The 15,198-nt window shown below is 58.7% G+C and carries 13 protein-coding genes; all 13 read right to left on the minus strand.

What is annotated here, in order from left to right:
• Positions 1-6 precede the first annotated feature (6 nt).
• Positions 7-546, minus strand: coding sequence for a thioredoxin family protein (locus MWC30_RS05475; protein ID WP_244083151.1), 540 nt, complete (start codon positions 544-546; stop codon positions 7-9).
• 29 nt (positions 547-575) lie between these two features.
• Entirely contained in the window at positions 576-920 is a 345-nt protein-coding gene (locus MWC30_RS05480) for a metalloregulator ArsR/SmtB family transcription factor (protein ID WP_244083152.1), read from the minus strand.
• Positions 921-1,493: 573 nt separating this feature from the next.
• Complete coding sequence (locus MWC30_RS05485) at positions 1,494-2,525, minus strand: fumarylacetoacetate hydrolase family protein (RefSeq protein ID WP_244083153.1); 1,032 nt, start codon at positions 2,523-2,525, stop codon at positions 1,494-1,496.
• A 97-nt stretch (positions 2,526-2,622) separates the two neighbouring features.
• Positions 2,623-3,489: an SMP-30/gluconolactonase/LRE family protein gene (locus MWC30_RS05490; protein ID WP_244083154.1), complete on the minus strand. Its 867-nt coding sequence runs from the start codon at positions 3,487-3,489 to the stop codon at positions 2,623-2,625.
• Between the two features lie 43 nt (positions 3,490-3,532).
• A complete protein-coding gene (locus MWC30_RS05495; protein ID WP_244083155.1) occupies positions 3,533-3,901 on the minus strand; it encodes a cupin domain-containing protein in 369 nt (122 codons plus the stop codon).
• 79 nt (positions 3,902-3,980) lie between these two features.
• A complete protein-coding gene (locus tag MWC30_RS05500; RefSeq protein WP_244083156.1) occupies positions 3,981-4,127 on the minus strand; it encodes a hypothetical protein in 147 nt (48 codons plus the stop codon).
• A gap of 108 nt (positions 4,128-4,235) precedes the next feature.
• The gene (locus MWC30_RS05505) at positions 4,236-5,207 is read right to left on the minus strand and encodes an MBL fold metallo-hydrolase (protein ID WP_244083157.1); all 972 of its coding nucleotides are present in this window, start codon (positions 5,205-5,207) and stop codon (positions 4,236-4,238) included.
• Between the two features lie 49 nt (positions 5,208-5,256).
• Positions 5,257-7,989 (minus strand): glucosidase, encoded by a 2,733-nt coding sequence (locus MWC30_RS05510; RefSeq protein WP_244083158.1) that lies wholly within the window; start codon positions 7,987-7,989, stop codon positions 5,257-5,259.
• A 29-nt stretch (positions 7,990-8,018) separates the two neighbouring features.
• Positions 8,019-9,458: a patatin-like phospholipase family protein gene (locus MWC30_RS05515; protein WP_244083159.1), complete on the minus strand. Its 1,440-nt coding sequence runs from the start codon at positions 9,456-9,458 to the stop codon at positions 8,019-8,021.
• Positions 9,459-9,581: 123 nt separating this feature from the next.
• On the minus strand, positions 9,582-10,070 hold the full coding sequence (locus tag MWC30_RS05520; protein WP_244083160.1) for a hypothetical protein: 489 nt from the start codon (positions 10,068-10,070) through the stop codon (positions 9,582-9,584).
• 221 nt (positions 10,071-10,291) lie between these two features.
• A complete protein-coding gene (locus MWC30_RS05525) occupies positions 10,292-11,116 on the minus strand; it encodes a DUF2092 domain-containing protein (RefSeq protein ID WP_244083161.1) in 825 nt (274 codons plus the stop codon).
• A gap of 67 nt (positions 11,117-11,183) precedes the next feature.
• Positions 11,184-12,692 (minus strand): DUF1254 domain-containing protein, encoded by a 1,509-nt coding sequence (locus tag MWC30_RS05530; RefSeq protein WP_244083162.1) that lies wholly within the window; start codon positions 12,690-12,692, stop codon positions 11,184-11,186.
• A 20-nt stretch (positions 12,693-12,712) separates the two neighbouring features.
• The gene (locus MWC30_RS05535; protein ID WP_244083163.1) at positions 12,713-15,151 is read right to left on the minus strand and encodes an arylsulfatase; all 2,439 of its coding nucleotides are present in this window, start codon (positions 15,149-15,151) and stop codon (positions 12,713-12,715) included.
• Positions 15,152-15,198 lie beyond the last annotated feature (47 nt).

Below are 15,198 nucleotides of genomic sequence, written 5' to 3' on the forward strand. Positions count from 1 at the left end.
ACCGGGTCAATGTCCCCCCTGAGAATTCCCGCAGCGACCCTCCATTCGAGCGGGGCCAGCGTCCTGCAGCCATTTCTTGATCTTGTTCCTGGGAGGGACGCTCCCCACCGCCATGACTTTTCCATTGATGAGGAGAGCGGGTGTTCCCATCACACCGTAGCGGGCAATATCCTTTATATCCGTCACGTGGTCCAGACTCGCCGACAGGTTATCCTCCGCCAGAATTTCCATGATCGTCCGCTCCAATTGATCGCATTGAGCGCAGCCAGTGCCCAGCACCTTGATGTCGATCCCTTCCGGCACCGGCTCCACATACGGCTGCCCCAAAGCCTTGCGGAACTCCCGCACAAATGCCTGCTCATATTCTTTCCGGGCAGATTCCGCGATGTAATTACCCCGCGTCAGACGTTCAAGCAGGGCACACTTTACTTCGTCGTCAGATTTACTTGCATACTCCTCGGTCAGTTCCTCGATGACCGACTTCAAGCCGATGATTCCCACAGAATCGCGCCCGACTCTGATTCGAGTGATGTCCTTTTCCGACATATCCCCCGCCCTCCTTTCCTTTCTTAGCTTCACTTCCTGCAGATTTCTTCTCTTTGCAATTGAGGCACGATCTTCGTCAGCCTATCGATCTCTGGATCATCCCCCAACCAATGCTTCAGGTTTCCGAGGAGCGTGGCCACATAAGGGCTGCTCTCCCCGTTCGCCAGGAAATAATTAACCCATAACCCGCTTTTGCGATAGGTTACCAACCCGGCTTCCTCCAGCAGCTTCAGGTGGCTGGAAACCGTGGGTTGGGAAATTTCGAGGGCTGCCTGGATTTCACACACGCAGAGCGATTTCGTTTGGAGCATCTTCACGATCTTGACGCGATTCGGATCGGACAACGCCTTCATCACTTTGATGAATTCTTTCATAGGCCTCCTCTTTGTTTTAATATCGAAATATAGAAATATATGCTGTCTATTGAAACGCGTCAATTGATTTTCGGTTGCTGGCAACGGTAGATTTATTTTCTCATAGGAACAGCCGGAACTGCGCGAGTTTTTCGTCATTTTCAGATAGTCGAAGACCCGGCGAACGCTGCGGGTGAGCTGCCTCATATTCTGAGCAACGCAGGAGACCGTGATTTTTTTCTTGCTGGGATTGATTTGATTGAAAGAAAGGGGGGAGGCGCTGTCGGTTTAAGTGACACCAGGGTTGTAGAACAGAGAATTTTTCAAAGTGGCGTCCCTCAGTGGCATGAGTGGCGTTTGAGTGGCATAACGCCACTGCCGGCAAAACCTCATAAACAAAGGGCTAGTACAGCACGAAGGTGTTCACTGGCAAATCATTCTTGTAAGGCAACTCCAAAGAAATAACCTACCAAAGGATGGCTTGCTTTGTAGGAGCGGCTTCCAGCCGCGACCAAGCGCATGGCGGCTTCTCCGATGTCGCGGCTGGAAGCCGCTCCTACAGTTCTGGTACTCTATTATTTGTGAGCTGCCTTACTACCCGTGGTACTTCTGCAACGGCTCACGCACCGGCCAGCGGCTCGGTAGCAGCTTGCCCGCCGGTTCGGCGAAACGGCAGTGGAGGGTCCCGAGTTGCTCGAAAGTGATCTGAATCTCGGCGCCGGGGTCGATGAAGTCGTCGTGGTCAAGACCGGTACAGTCGGGGATGGTGCCGAAGCCCATCACGGAGCCGGGCTTGGGAGGAGCCATGAACCCCAACCATGCAAACACGTCTTCAGCCTTGTGGCTGATGTCGGATGTCGAGCCCTGGTATTTGACTTGCCCATTCACCAAGACCGTCACCTTGAGGCTGTACGGATCGCCGACTTCATCGGGGGTGACCAGATAAGGCCCCAGCTGGTTCCCCTTCGCCATGTCCTTCGTCAAGCAGAATCCGCCCACGAACTCTGTGGCCTGAACATCGCGGGCCGAGACGTCGTTGAAGATGCAGAAGCCCGCCACCGGCTGCTTTTCGTTGCCATACACGACGGCGAGTTCAGGCTCGACGTCCAGGCGCGACGTGTAAGCCGGCCAGGGAACGGTTTCCCCGTCGCCTACGATGGCGTTCATGTTGCACTTATAATAGGACAGGGGCTCGGGCTGACCCGTGGCGCGCTTGGGTTTCGGGGCCATGACGGCCTTGGCGAACGCCTGCAGCAGCGGCGCGGTCTGCGGGTTATCTTTCTCATACTTCATGAGGGTTTCGGCGGAGTTCTTGAGATGTCGAGGCGTCAGGCCGAAGTCGAACAGGGCGGTGACCTCGACCGGCTCCAGCAGGCGTACGGCGTCGAGAGGGAAGCGCTCGCCGTTACCGAGCTCTCCGAGGTGCTCTTCGCCCCAGGCAAGCAGTTCCCTGGCCGCCTGCTCGCTTTCGGGGAGATTGGTCAGGTAGGATCGACTGTTGGCCAGGTGGGGGGAGGACTTCCCCGCTTTGCTTTGCAGCACGGCAAACGAGACGGCTTGATCTCCGACAATGACGCCGAGGCAAGGATTCAGCGAGTCGGCGGTGGTGAAGCGGATCAGTTTCATGGCAGGGTTCCCTTTCTGTGTCTGGACCGGATTAGTATTCGACTTCGATCCCTTTTGCCTTCAACACCTGGTAGATGGCGTCGAAGTACTCGCTGCGTCATGGTATTCCTGCACCCGGAACATCCACCTCCACAACTTGGAAGCTCGCGCTCGGATTTCGCTGGATATCTGCAGGATCGTGGGAGCCTGACGCACAGATGAAGAGGTGCCTCCGCTCAGGCCCGCCCAACATCACTGCATAGGCGTGGGTGTCCACCTTGATCCGATCCGTGATCTCCCCGCCTTCACGGACCCGCACCACGCTGTCTTCGCCTTCGGGGTTGGCGCACCACACGGCCCCCTGGGCGTCGAGGCAGATGCCATCGGGGCCAACGGAGGGAGGTAACTGTGCCCAGACCCGCCGGTTGCCGAGGCAGCCGTCCTCCTGGATGTCGAAGGCGGTCAGACGGTGGCCGATCGTCTCGCCGACGATGAGCGTTCGTCCGTCGGGGGTGATCACCATGCCGTTCGGGAAGAAGAGCTTGTCGGCAACCACGGACGCTCGGCCATCAGGCTGGACGAGGACGATCACGCAGGTTTCGACGGGCTTGGCAGCCGGGTCAAAGAAGTTGTAGCCGATGTCCCCCACGTACAGACGGCCCTTGGCGTCCACGATGCCGTCGCTCAGGCAGAACTCGGTCAATTCGCCGATGTCGGCCACCTCTTCCAGGCCATCTTCGGCTTGGCGGTAAACCCGGCGCTGAAACGCGTCACCAACTACGATAGTTCCCTGGGGAGTGAGCCCGAAGCTGTTCGGGATAAACGGGAGCTCCATTACCGTGACAACAGAACCGGTGAGGTCCACGGTCTTGATCCGCTTGTCGTGGATGTCGAGGAACCACAGCTTCCCGTTGTGCCAACGGGGACTCTCCGTGAATTTGAGTCCCTTTGTGGAATCAACCAGTATATTGATGTTAGTCGGCATAGCGTATTCTCTCCTTGGTGTTTGGATCCCGCCTACAGGCGTCTCAGGATGTGGCCCGATTGACGAACGCCAGGGTCAGATCGGTGATCGCCCGAGTCACGTGCCCCTTGCCGGTGAGGTCATTGCAGAAGAGCACCTCGCCGGTGTGGAATCTCCGCGCTTCGCCGTCGCTGGTCACCACTTCTCCCTCGCCCGACAAGACGATGACGACGTAGGGTTGGGGGGCGTTGTGTGCTGGCGCCTCCGTTCCGGCGGGGAACGAGATTACGCACATGTTCGTGACAGCCCCGAAATCGCTCAGCTGCCCCATGGGGTTGGGCGGCGGGCCCACGGCAAGCTCACGGTCCTGTATGTCCTGGACGCCGAAGTGCGTCTCACCCCGTTCGTCTACATGGATCATGGGGAATTTCATTACTATTATCCTTCTCCTGCATGGTGGCTTAAGGGCCTAAGCAGAAGTTGTCTAACATTCTTGAGCCTTATTGATTACGTCATTCCGGCATGCTTTTAGCCGGAATCCAGCCCTGCGGCAAATTCTCTGGATACCGGCTTTTGCCGGTATGACGGTATGAAAATGTCAAAAAATATGTGCTCAGGTGCTTAACAGTCATGAACACGGCGGCGATGTTCACCCCCATCAATAAAATCCCCCCTGCCCCCCTTTGCCAAAGGGGGAAACACGCAACTCCTCCCCCTTATCAAAGGGGGATTGAGGGGGATTTTCACGGAAAGTTCTTTGAACGGTGTCAGTACTCGACTTCGATCCCTTTTGCCTTCGCCACCTGGTAGATGGCGTCGAAGGTGGCCGGCGTGTCCCAGGGGGCGTCAGGAGGATCGTTGCGGAGCTCGCGATACGCCCGTTCGACGTTCATGTACAGCCGCGCCGGGGCGCGCCACTCACCGTAGGGTCCAAACTCGATTCGCTTGGCCGCATCCAGGGAAGTGAGCTCGGCTTCGAAGCACTTTTTCGACTCGTCCCGGACGTACTGAAGGTACGCTTTCATCTCGGTGGCCCCTTCGATCCCGCAGAGCGGGCCATGGCCGGCGACGATGACTTCCGGGTTGAGCTCAACCAGCAGATCGATACACTGGAACCACTTTTCATAGGATCCCGTCCAGCCCATCGGCGTACACTGCCGGAAAAGAACGTCTCCGGCGAACACCACGCGCTCCTTGGGGACATGGATGATCGTGTCTCCGACCTGATGGCACGGCCCGACATAGATCAAGTGGACCTCCGTGCCGTCGAGGTCGAGCTCATAGCGCGTGTCAAACAGGGTTGTCGGCAGGACGAGCTCGACGCCGTCGAGGTTATAGTCTTCCAACAATTGCAGCCCCGCGGCCGCGACGCCGGGGTGCATCGCCTCGAGTGTCTGGCGCGTGGGGCCGTCGGCCACGCCGTGCAGCAACTTCTGAGTCTCCTCCGGATTAGCCACGTGCTTCATCCGTTCGGGCACCGACCGGTGGGCGATGATCTCCGCGCCCACGAAGAGTTGATTGCCCCAGACGTGGTCCCCATCCTCGTGCGTGTTGATGACGCGTTTCGGCATGGCGGGCCACACCTTGCTGAACAGCTCGATCATCTGCCGCGCATGGGGAAGGTCCGACTGGGTGTCGATCACAACCCCTCCGCCCAGATTGATCAGGCCGGAGTTGGCGTCGCACACCCGGTTCTTCTCGTTCAGGACTGCAAAACAGTGGTCGCTTACTTGTTTCATCTCCATATGGGTTCTCCTGTGAGCCTAAACAATGCCCGTCTCGATGGTGTCATGCCTTAGGCCCCTTTAAGAAGGAACTTTCCTTGCCCACCCCCAGAGCACGCTTCGGATCCAAAAGGCCGTAGAGCTGAATGAACTTGGCCACAAGGCCGGTCCAGCCGGTCTGGTGGCTTGCGCCAAGTCCCGCGCCGTTGTCGCCGTGGAAGTATTCGTAAAAGAGGATATGATCGCGCCAGTGCGGATCGCTCTGGAACTTCTCCGTGCCGCCGTAGACCGGCCGCCTGCCCTGCTCGTTTCGGGTGAAGATCCGGGTGAGCCGGTCGGCGATCTCCTTGCTCACTTCGAAGAGGTTCATCATCCTGCCGGACCCCGTGGGACACTCGATTTTGAAGTTGTCACCGTAGTAGAGATAGAAGTTCAGGAGCGACCGGATGATGAGCGCGTTCACCGGCATCCAGATCGGTCCCCGCCAGTTGGAGTTGCCGCCGAACATACCCGTATTCGACTCGGCCGGCAGGTAGTCCACCCGGTATTCCTGGCCGTGTACGTGGAAGATGTACGGGTGCTGCTCGTGGAACTTGGAGAGCGAACGGATGCCGTAGGGGCTCAGGAATTCGTTTTCGTCAAGCATCTTCGTGAGAATCCGGCGCAGCCGCTCCTGGTTGAGCAGAGCGATGAGTCCTCGCTCGGCCACCCCGAAATGCCCCGGGCCGGTAGGGTGGGTAGTCTCCGCAAGCTCGGGCATGCGGCGATGACGCTCGAAGATCTGAGCCATCGCCCGCGGTACGCTCTCACGCTGCCATTTCTCGATCACCGTCGTGGCGCACAGGGGCAGGAGCCCCACCATGGAGCGCACTTTGAGGCGCGTGGCGCTTCCGTCGGGAAGTCTCAAGATGTCGTAGTAGAAGCCGTCCTCCTCGTCCCACATGCCGTCGGACCGGTTCATGGCACGGGCGATATAGTAGAAATGCTCCGAGAATTTTGCGACCATGTCCTCGTAGGTGCGGTCGTGAGCAGCGAGCTCCGCTGCCAGCTCCAGCATGTTCTGACTGAAGAGAGCCATCCAGGCCGTGCCGTCCGCCTGCTCCAGGTGGCCGCCGGTGGGGAGCGGGGCGCTGCGGTCGAAGACGCCGATATTGTCGAGGCCGAGGAAGCCTCCCTCAAAGACGTTCTTCCCGAAGCGGTCCTTGCGGTTCACCCACCAGGTGAAGTTCAGCAGCAGCTTGTTGAAGGCCGACTTGAGGAAATCCACGTCCACTTCGCCGCGCAAGGCCTGCTCGGTGCGGTGGAGGAACAGGGTCGCCCAGGCATGGACCGGCGGGTTCACGTCGCTGAAGTTCCACTCATAGGCCGGGATCTGTCCGCTGGGGTGCAGATAGACCCCACGGAGCATCAGTTCCATCTGCTCTTTGGCGAAGTCGGGATCCACGACGGAGAGGGGCAGCGTGTGAAAAGCAAGGTCCCAAGCCGCGTACCAGGGGTACTCCCACTTGTCGGGCATCGAGATGATGTCCTCGTTGATCATGTGGAACCATTCCCGATTCCGGAACTCGCGGCTCCCGGCATGGAGGGGATTGGCGCGGTGCTCGTCCAGCCATTGGTCACCGTCGAAGAAGTAGAACTGCTTGCTCCACAGCATGCCGGCGATGGCCTGGCGCATCACGTTGGCCGCATCCGGGGAGACCGAAGGTGGGGTTACGGACCGATAGAACTCGTCCGCTTCCTTCAGCCGGGCGGCCAGGATCTCGGCAAACTTCGCCCCGAAGGGGGATGTGGTGCCTTTGGCTTTCGAGCCTTCCCCGGCAGGGGGTTGGGCGGTGAGACGCAGACGGACCGTCGCCGACTGACCGGGACCGATGGCCAACCCGTAGTGGGCGGACACCTTCGTTCCTGTCTTCTCGGGGTTCACCGCACCCTGCCGACCCAGCACGACGCAGTTGTTGATCCCATCTTTGACGTACGGGCCGGCGTTCGGATATTCAGGAAACAGCCGCTCGTTGTTCGTTTCATTCTCGGTGAAGAGCAGCGGCACATCGCCTTCGCAGTAAAGGGTGTATTCACCCAGCAGCGGATGCGCTCCGAAAACCGTACTAACGCCTTGAGGTCCTTCGATCTGCTTGAGAACGGGTTTTTCAGAAGGTCTGGCGATCCACGCCGCCCAGTCGTTCCGAAACCAGAGCGTCGGCAGCAGGTGCAGTTCGGCTTCGTCCGGTCCCCGGTTGATGGCGGTGATTTGCACCAGGATGTCCTCAGGGCCTCCTTTGGCGTACTCCACGAAGACGTCGAAGTAACGGTCGCCGTCGAACACGCCGGTGTCGATAAGCTCATATTCCATCTCCTCCCGATTGCGCCGGCGGTTCGTCTCCACCAGGTCGGCGTAGGGGAATGGCGCCTGGGGGTACTTGTAGAGATATTTCATGTAGGAATGGGTCGGCGTACTGTCGAGGTAGAAGTAGTATTCCTTGACGTCCTCGCCGTGGTTGGCCTCACTGTTGGTCAGGCCAAAGAGGCGTTCCTTGAGAATGGGATCCTTGCCGTTCCACAGGGCCAGGGCAAAGCAGAGTCGCTGCTTGTCGTCGGAAAGGCCGGCGATGCCATCCTCGCCCCAGCGGTAGGCCCGTGAGCGAGCCTGGTCGTGGGTGAAGTAGTTCCAGGCGTCCCCACCCTCACTGTAATCCTCCCGAACGGTTCCCCATTGGCGTTCACTCAGGTAGGGCCCCCATTTTTTCCAGGAGGCCTTTTGCTCTCGAGCTTCTTCAAGTCGCAGGTGCTCCGCCGTCATGATGCTCGCTCCTTTCTGAAATAAACTCCCTATTGTAAGTCCCCGATAAGCCGCTGAAATTCCCTGGACTGTTTGAGAATACGGTGTGCGGCGTCCTTCAGATGGTCCACCTGCTCAGGCTTCAGGGCAAAAGAAGTCGGGAGCCGTTTGAGGGCGCTGCGCTCCGCAGCGTCGTCCAGAGCGTCAAACCTCACCTGGATCAGATAGAATTCGATATCTCCGCAGCCGCCGGGCTGGGTCGAGATCGGATCGGAGCCGCAACGCCCCCGTCGAATTTCATCAGCCCAGCGGGTGAAGCTCTCACTCAACAGCGCCACCGTCTCCTTATTGTATCGTTCGATGGCTATGGACGAGTACGAATCGAGCATGGCGACAAAGGGGGGAACCTTTTCCCACCGGTCCCACTTGTCGTCGATCTCGGTCTCGGCATTCACCACCACGAAGACGACCTTGTGTACATTTTCCATTCCGTTTGCCTTCAATGTGGACCACGGGTCACCCATCAGTGTGACTCGCTCCAGCAGGGCTCGAAGGCCCAGGTTGTCGGCAACGCCCCCGTCCACCAAATGGATATATGGCTTCTGCTTGGAATCCAGAAAAGGCAGCATGTTGTTGGCAAGATCGAAACGGCGGGAGATAACGTCCCTGGGCGGGACCATGGCCTGTGCCAGCGCCGGTGGCATCTGGTAGCCACACTCGCCGGCATGGTTGCGCACGGTAATGGGACTCAACAATAAGGGCACCGCCGAGGAGGCCGCGCAGGCTCGAGCCACGGGAAACGAGGAAAGGTCGGAACAGATCACATCAAATATGTCCTGAACAAAGGAAAAGCGGGTACCATGGACCATGTCCGTGGCGTTGATCACAATCATTGGCTCTTTCAGGGCGAGCAGATCACCAAAAGTCTTTCCTTCGAAGACGTACTTGTTGTAGTAGTCCGCAGCCAGGTCGCTGCGATCGTAGTATGGGGAGAAAAGCTTTCCCCAGTTGATGGGATTGAAGAGCGTGGCATGGGTAAGGTCGCCCTGGATGTCCTTCTTGAGGAACCTGGGTTCGAAGTCCTCAAAGGTTCGATCCCTGAAGAGGCCGTAGTAAGCCGCCGTGAAGCTCCCACCGGATACTCCGGAGATCCAGTCCACTTCGTCCAGCAGGCGCCTTTGTCGACCGTGCAGGGTGACGCTCGTATCCCGCAATGTTTCGAGGACGCCGTAGGAAAAGGCGGCAGCCCGGGTTCCCCCACCGGAAAAAGTGAGCATGAGCAGCATCTGGTTGTCATTGGCAGGATCGATGAGGTTCCTGCCCCGATAGCCCCCCTGAGGGTCGACCTGTCTCACGGCCTGATTGACGGGGTAGTGAGCACAACCTGTCACTGCGGCCAGAAGGATGGCTCCCCAAATCCAGTGACGCAGTGCAGCACACGCCCTCAGCAGAGCTTCGCCGGCAGGTCTCACCAAAATCTTCCAATGCATGCCGTTCCTCCCCAAGAAAGTTCCCAGGAATCGTTTCCTCTACAGGACGTTGGAGCCGTTGATAGTACCTGCCCGAGTAGCACCTGCGCGTCCTGATATTCGGTCCACATGTCCGAAATGCGCTCAGTAACCTGCCGGCGCCTTGACTACGACGTAAGTGACCCCCGACCCGGAGTAGGCCTGTTGGTACCAGGTTGAGCCGCACTGGTAATAGGTGACCCCAGTTACAACGATAACCTTGGGAGTGGAGGGAAGAACCGTAACATACACCGGTGTGGTTGCTGCGACAGCAGCAGTTGTAGCGCCCACCGCATAACCTGCAGCCGCGCCTGCCGCCACAGCGCCTCCATAGTACCCTCCATGATGGTGGTAGTCGTCCCAATGATCATCGGCGTAATTCTGTCGATTTTGCTGGGCATTTTGACCATAACTCTGCCTGCTGGCCTGAGCGCTCTGGGCAGACTGCTGTCGGCTGCTCTGGGCCTGAGCCGAAGCGCTTTGCCGATCGCTCTGATTTTGAGACGAAGTTGCCTGACGACTGCTTTGAGCTTCCTGACGACTGCTCTGCGTTTGAGCCATGGAGCTCTGGCGATTACTCTGATTTTGAGACATAGTGCTACCAGCGCCTGAGCTCCTGGATGAGAAGCTGCCTCCACTAGCAGTGCCCTCTCGACTGAAACCGCTACCAGCGCCGCCCGAGAAGCTTTGAGCGCCACCACTTCGTCCACCTCCGCCGCCTCTGCCACCGCGTTGGGCTTCAGCGTCAAGTGAGAGGAACAGCACAAAGATGGATATCACGCCCAAAGAAATCACTTTCGTGGATATGCTTTCTTTCATTTCTTGCCTCCTTTTTTGCTTGCCGCTTTATTTGCGGGTTCGGGCTGTGACACCCCCAGTTGCGCCAGAAAGGGGATCTCGCGAACCCCTTCCGCCGGAGAGAATACAAACAGAGAATCGGGAGGATTAGGAGAGAGGCTCCAATCCGTGAAATTCGCACTGAACTGGGGCTCACCTGGATCGAATTTGTAAGTGATCACGATGCGCCGGGGCATTGGATCACCTTCCGAGGGGACCCAGATCTGGAAATCCACTTCCGGGGTTTGGGCAGCAAGGTGATCACAGGGGACATCCATGATGACGGAACGTTCGACCACATCGACGGAAAGGACCCTTCTTTCGATCTCGAAGGGAAGTCTCGTCAGAAACAACATGGCAAGGGGAAGACGCATCTTGAGATCGGAGAGGAGATAGGTCACGGCTCCGTCCAGGTCTCCGGGCCTTTGAGCCTTTGCAAAAACTTGTTCTTTTTCGTTGAAGACGACGATGTCCTTTCCATCAAAAGATACAAGTCCTCTTTCGCCGTCACTTCGCTCGATGTCCGCCCGGAAGCCATCGGGGCGGCGAAGCGTTACCTTGATAATATCTCCGAACTCAACTTTCCGACCCGATTTCTGCACCACATCATACCCTGTGCGGATGGTGACGCTGAACTGCGGGCGTTGAGAGAGGAAATCAGCGGTGCGCTTGAGCAAAGCCATGGCATCACCAGTGCCGGCGGGCGCTCCCGAAGCTTGCTCCTGCACCGCGGTCGCTGCAATGGGAGCAAATGAGAAGCTCAGTAAGAGGACCAAAACAATCAGGATTTTCTTGTGTGTCATAATAATCTCCTTAGTTTTGAGGTTATGCGAAACCTCGTCAAGGGATGCCAATCCCGGCCGGGACGACTCATATGGGTTCGATCTCTCCTGGCCGCCAGGTCTTGTCGAACCATGGATCAAGGGGTCCGTAGAGGCGCAGGAGGGTGTTCCATCCTTTGCCGGGAATCGTCTGTACCCAGTTGCTCTCTTTGCCGGCCGGGGCTTTGGGGCCGAAATAGATGTCTACCGATCCGTCCGTGTTAGCCTTGAGGTCAGGGTTCTGGCTGGTTGCGGCCGGCCAGCGCTGATCGGTCTGGAGCATCGAGCGGGTCTGGTTATCGTAGAGGATGACGGACCAGAACTCCTTGACCGGGATGTTCGGTGGCAGATGAAGCCTATAGTTCTTCCCGCCGTCCAGCGGGGCACCCTTGGAATCCACGAATGCGGCCATGTATTGGGATCCCACGCCGACAGTTTTCGAGTCCATAGCCGGTGTGATGCCTGTGGCGTAGAAAAAGAAGGCCGAGTAAGCGTCGAGGACGCGCGCGCCGTTTTCTTCGAACTTGTAGCCGCCGTAGAAGCCGGAGCGCCAGGCGCTGTTCGGGTAAAAGTAGCTTTCCTTGATTCGCAGCCGGTAATTGATGGCCCGAGCGGTGGCGTCGCCGACCGAAGCAGCTTCAGTCAGTATCCCTCTCATCCGCGCATCGGGTGCAAACGGCTTTCCCTTCTGAATGCCGATCGACGCATAGAGGCCGAGTGTTACCGGATCGAGCGATTCGGTCGGCTCTTCCTGCAGCACCTGGTTCAGATACTCCCAGAACGTGTAATCCGCTGGCGCAAGTGTGCTGAATGCCTTGCCGGAAACGTGCACAAAATTCAGTTTGGGCGGATTGGCGGCATCCTTCAGGCGATAGATGCGCGTGTGCTGCTCCACCTGATCCACGCCTGGCCTGGGGTCGCCGTTGACGAGGAAGGAGCGCCAGGGGACCCAAATGGAGAACGTTGCGGGGCGCACAACGAAGTAGCCTTCCGGCACATCGCCTTTGTAGCCGGGCGGGAGGATCAGGTATTTGCCGCCCTCGCCCTTGTCCGGCCCGGTGAAGCCGAGGTCGGTGACGAAGTTGTACCAAATGTCATCAATCGCCCCGAGCACCTTCGGCGGCACTTCGAGCACGAGGGGACCATCGCGCAGGTCCAGCCAGAACCACGTGTACGGCGTGTTGTTGTTCGGAGTGAGGAAGAGAGACTTCGAGTCCATCCGGTCCTCGAAGATGGGCACCGTCAGATTGAGTGGCCCCAACTCGGAGATCCCCTTCTTGTTGGCCAACTGGCTAACGGGGGCCAAGGCCAGAAGGTAGGCCTGTACCGCGCGCTGAAAGTCCAGGTTGTCGTAGAGCTTCGCGACGGTGGCATCATCCGGGAAACCGTCGAAGAACTTCAGAGTGCCGAGGCGGGTTTCAACCGTGTCCGGTATGGCGACCCCCTCGGGAATCGGGGTCGTCATCTTCATCTCAGGCGTCTCCGCCCCACTCTGCATGGCAGGGCCAAAGACGATCAAAGCCAGGAGGGCAAGGACATACACAGGTGCTTTTCTCATCGTGTCTGCTCCTTCATTGCCTAATCCGACAAGGCTTTCTTATGAGCGGTTTCGGCGCGGAGCTTGTTCTCCTCCGTTTTGTCTGCCGCCTTCATTTCCTTCAGGTCAATCGTGACCTTGTCGATCCTGCCGGTGAACTTATAGGGTGCTGGAATTCCATAGTCCTCAACGACCGGCGTCTCTCCATCCTCACCGACGTCAGCACCTTCATCACCCGAGAACACCATGGGCTGCGTTTGTTCGATCCGCCCCTCGGCAACCTTCGCACCGTTGACGAAGATCGCCCCCAGGCCGCCCTTGGCCAGTCCGCCGCCGTCGTAGGCGAACTCGTAGCGGATGGTGGCCTTCCCGGCAGGTACAGGATCTTTTGCGGCAATGGTGAAGCGCGCCAACCCCAGGAAGTTGTAATGGTAGGTCGGCTTGCCATCCATCAGATACAGGCTCCAGCCGCCAAACCGCCCGGCCTGGGCCAGGATCACACCGTTGGCGCCGCCTTTGGGAATCTCCACCTCCGCCGTGATCGTGTGGGAGCGGTTCTTGGTGTTGATGAACACGTTCTCGGACATTCCGGTCATGCCCTCGTAGACCGTGAGGGACGTTCGGCCTGCCATCAGGTCGGGACGTCCGACGAGGGCGGCGTTGAAGCGCTCCAGAGTGCGATCGTCAAGGGGAAGCACGTTGTATTTCTCCGCTTCCTTCATGAACAGGTCCTGCATCTCCTTGAGCTTTGCCGGGTCCTTTCCCGCCAGGTCGTTGGCCAGGCTGAAGTCGGCCCGCGTATCGTAGAGCTCCCAGACATCGTTTTCGAGAGATGCCCGGGGCTTTTGCTCCCAGGGCGCTTTGTGAATAGTGCCGGCCAGCCAGCCATCATGATAGATGGCGCGGTTTCCGAAAATCTCGAAGTACTGGGTCAGGTGGTTGTCCTTTGCCTTGGCATCATTGAAGGAGCCCAGCATACTCACCCCTTCGATGGGGACTTGGCTGGCGCCGTTCACCACCTTCGGTTCGGGAAGTCCCGCAGCCTCGAGAATCGTGGGGACAATATCGATGACATGGTGCCACTGCGAACGGACCTCGCCCTTTGCCTTAACCCCCTTCGGCCAGTGGACGACCATGCCGTTCCGGGTTCCGCCGTAGCTCGAGGCAATCTGCTTGGTCCACGCGAACGGGGTATCCCCTGCGACGGCCCATCCGGCGGCATAGTGATTGTACGTGCTCGGAGCGCCAAGCTCGTCATAGTGCTTCAGAACATCCTGGACCGATTCCGCAATCCCGTTGAAGAAGGTGTTCTCGTTGAACATGCCGGCCATGCCGCCTTCCGCGCTCGCGCCGTTGTCACCCACGATGTAGAAGATCAGCGTGTTGTCGAGCTGGCCCAGGTCGCCGATGGCGTTCACGAGGCGGCCGATCTCGGTGTCCGTGTACTCGGAGAACCCGGCGAACACCTCCATCTGGCGGGTGAAGAGCTTCTTCTCATCCGGCGTGAGCTTCTCCCAGTCCTTGATCGCTTCCGGCTTCGGTGCGAGCTTCGTCCCTGGGGGCACGACTCCCAGCTTGATCTGGCGGGCGAGGGTCTCTTCCCGCAGCTTGTCCCACCCCTGGTCGAACTTGCCCCTGTACTTTTCGATCCATTCCCTGGGAACGTGGTGCGGCGCGTGGGTAGCCCCGGGCGCAAAGTAGATGAAGAACGGCTTGTCCGGGGTTAGGGACTTCACGGATCGCACCCACTGGATGGCCTGGTTCGTCATGTCGGTCATGAAGTGGTAGTTTGGATCCTTCGGCAGCTCGATCTTGATCATGCCATCGTAGACGGCCGGTGCCCACTGGTTCGTCTCGCCGCCCATGAAGCCGTAGAACTTGTCGAACCCGTTGCGGGTCGGCCAGCGGTCGGTGGGTCCGGACGGGCTGATCTCCCACACCGGCGTCTCATGGTTCTTGCCGAAGTGCGCCGTCGTGTAGCCGTTGTAGCGCAGCACCATCGCCAGCGGCGCCACGTTGTCGGAGCGCTGGGCGGTGTTGCCGGGGTAGGCTGTCGCCGTTTCCGTGATCGACCCCATGTTGTTCATGTGGTGGCTGCGGCCGCTGAGCAACGCCATCCTTGTCGGCGCACAGAGGGCGGTCGTGTGGAACTGGTTGTACCGGAGCCCGTTTTGAGCCAGACGTTCCACGGTCGGCATGTGGAGAGGACCGCCGAAGGCGCCGGACTGGCCGAATCCCATGTCGTCGATCAGCACAATGAGGACGTTGGGCGCTCCAGCCGGAGCCTTGACCTCAAACCGTGGTGGTGGCGGTGGAGCATTACGGACATCGAGCACGGTGCTGTGGGGGTACTGGGGCTCGTGGATCGGCAGCATGGTGCGATCCGGTTCCGTTTGCGCCAGGACTGTTGGCGTGCACACCAGCACAGTAAGAATAAGGGCTACGGGCAGGATGGTGCGCAATGCAAATTTAGATTTCATTCATCCCTCCTCATTTCTTCCAGTTCCGTTGACCCTTGACGGCCGAG

It is taken from the genome of Desulforhabdus sp. TSK (assembly GCF_022836495.1).
Lineage (GTDB): Bacteria > Desulfobacterota > Syntrophobacteria > Syntrophobacterales > Syntrophobacteraceae > Desulforhabdus.

What these genes read in the sequence shown, in the direction of transcription:
- MWC30_RS05475 (WP_244083151.1), bottom strand. Translation starts at nt 546, where the DNA reads ATGTCGGAAAAGGACATCACTCGAATCAGAGTCGGGCGCGATTCTGTG.
- MWC30_RS05480 (WP_244083152.1), bottom strand. Translation starts at nt 920, where the DNA reads ATGAAAGAATTCATCAAAGTGATGAAGGCGTTGTCCGATCCGAATCGC.
- MWC30_RS05485 (WP_244083153.1), bottom strand. Translation starts at nt 2,525, where the DNA reads ATGAAACTGATCCGCTTCACCACCGCCGACTCGCTGAATCCTTGCCTC.
- MWC30_RS05490 (WP_244083154.1), bottom strand. Translation starts at nt 3,489, where the DNA reads ATGCCGACTAACATCAATATACTGGTTGATTCCACAAAGGGACTCAAA.
- MWC30_RS05495 (WP_244083155.1), bottom strand. Translation starts at nt 3,901, where the DNA reads ATGAAATTCCCCATGATCCATGTAGACGAACGGGGTGAGACGCACTTC.
- MWC30_RS05500 (WP_244083156.1), bottom strand. Translation starts at nt 4,127, where the DNA reads ATGGGGGTGAACATCGCCGCCGTGTTCATGACTGTTAAGCACCTGAGC.
- MWC30_RS05505 (WP_244083157.1), bottom strand. Translation starts at nt 5,207, where the DNA reads ATGAAACAAGTAAGCGACCACTGTTTTGCAGTCCTGAACGAGAAGAAC.
- MWC30_RS05510 (WP_244083158.1), bottom strand. Translation starts at nt 7,989, where the DNA reads ATGACGGCGGAGCACCTGCGACTTGAAGAAGCTCGAGAGCAAAAGGCC.
- MWC30_RS05515 (WP_244083159.1), bottom strand. Translation starts at nt 9,458, where the DNA reads ATGCATTGGAAGATTTTGGTGAGACCTGCCGGCGAAGCTCTGCTGAGG.
- MWC30_RS05520 (WP_244083160.1), bottom strand. Translation starts at nt 10,070, where the DNA reads ATGTCTCAAAATCAGAGTAATCGCCAGAGCTCCATGGCTCAAACGCAG.
- MWC30_RS05525 (WP_244083161.1), bottom strand. Translation starts at nt 11,116, where the DNA reads ATGACACACAAGAAAATCCTGATTGTTTTGGTCCTCTTACTGAGCTTC.
- MWC30_RS05530 (WP_244083162.1), bottom strand. Translation starts at nt 12,692, where the DNA reads ATGAGAAAAGCACCTGTGTATGTCCTTGCCCTCCTGGCTTTGATCGTC.
- MWC30_RS05535 (WP_244083163.1), bottom strand. Translation starts at nt 15,151, where the DNA reads ATGAAATCTAAATTTGCATTGCGCACCATCCTGCCCGTAGCCCTTATT.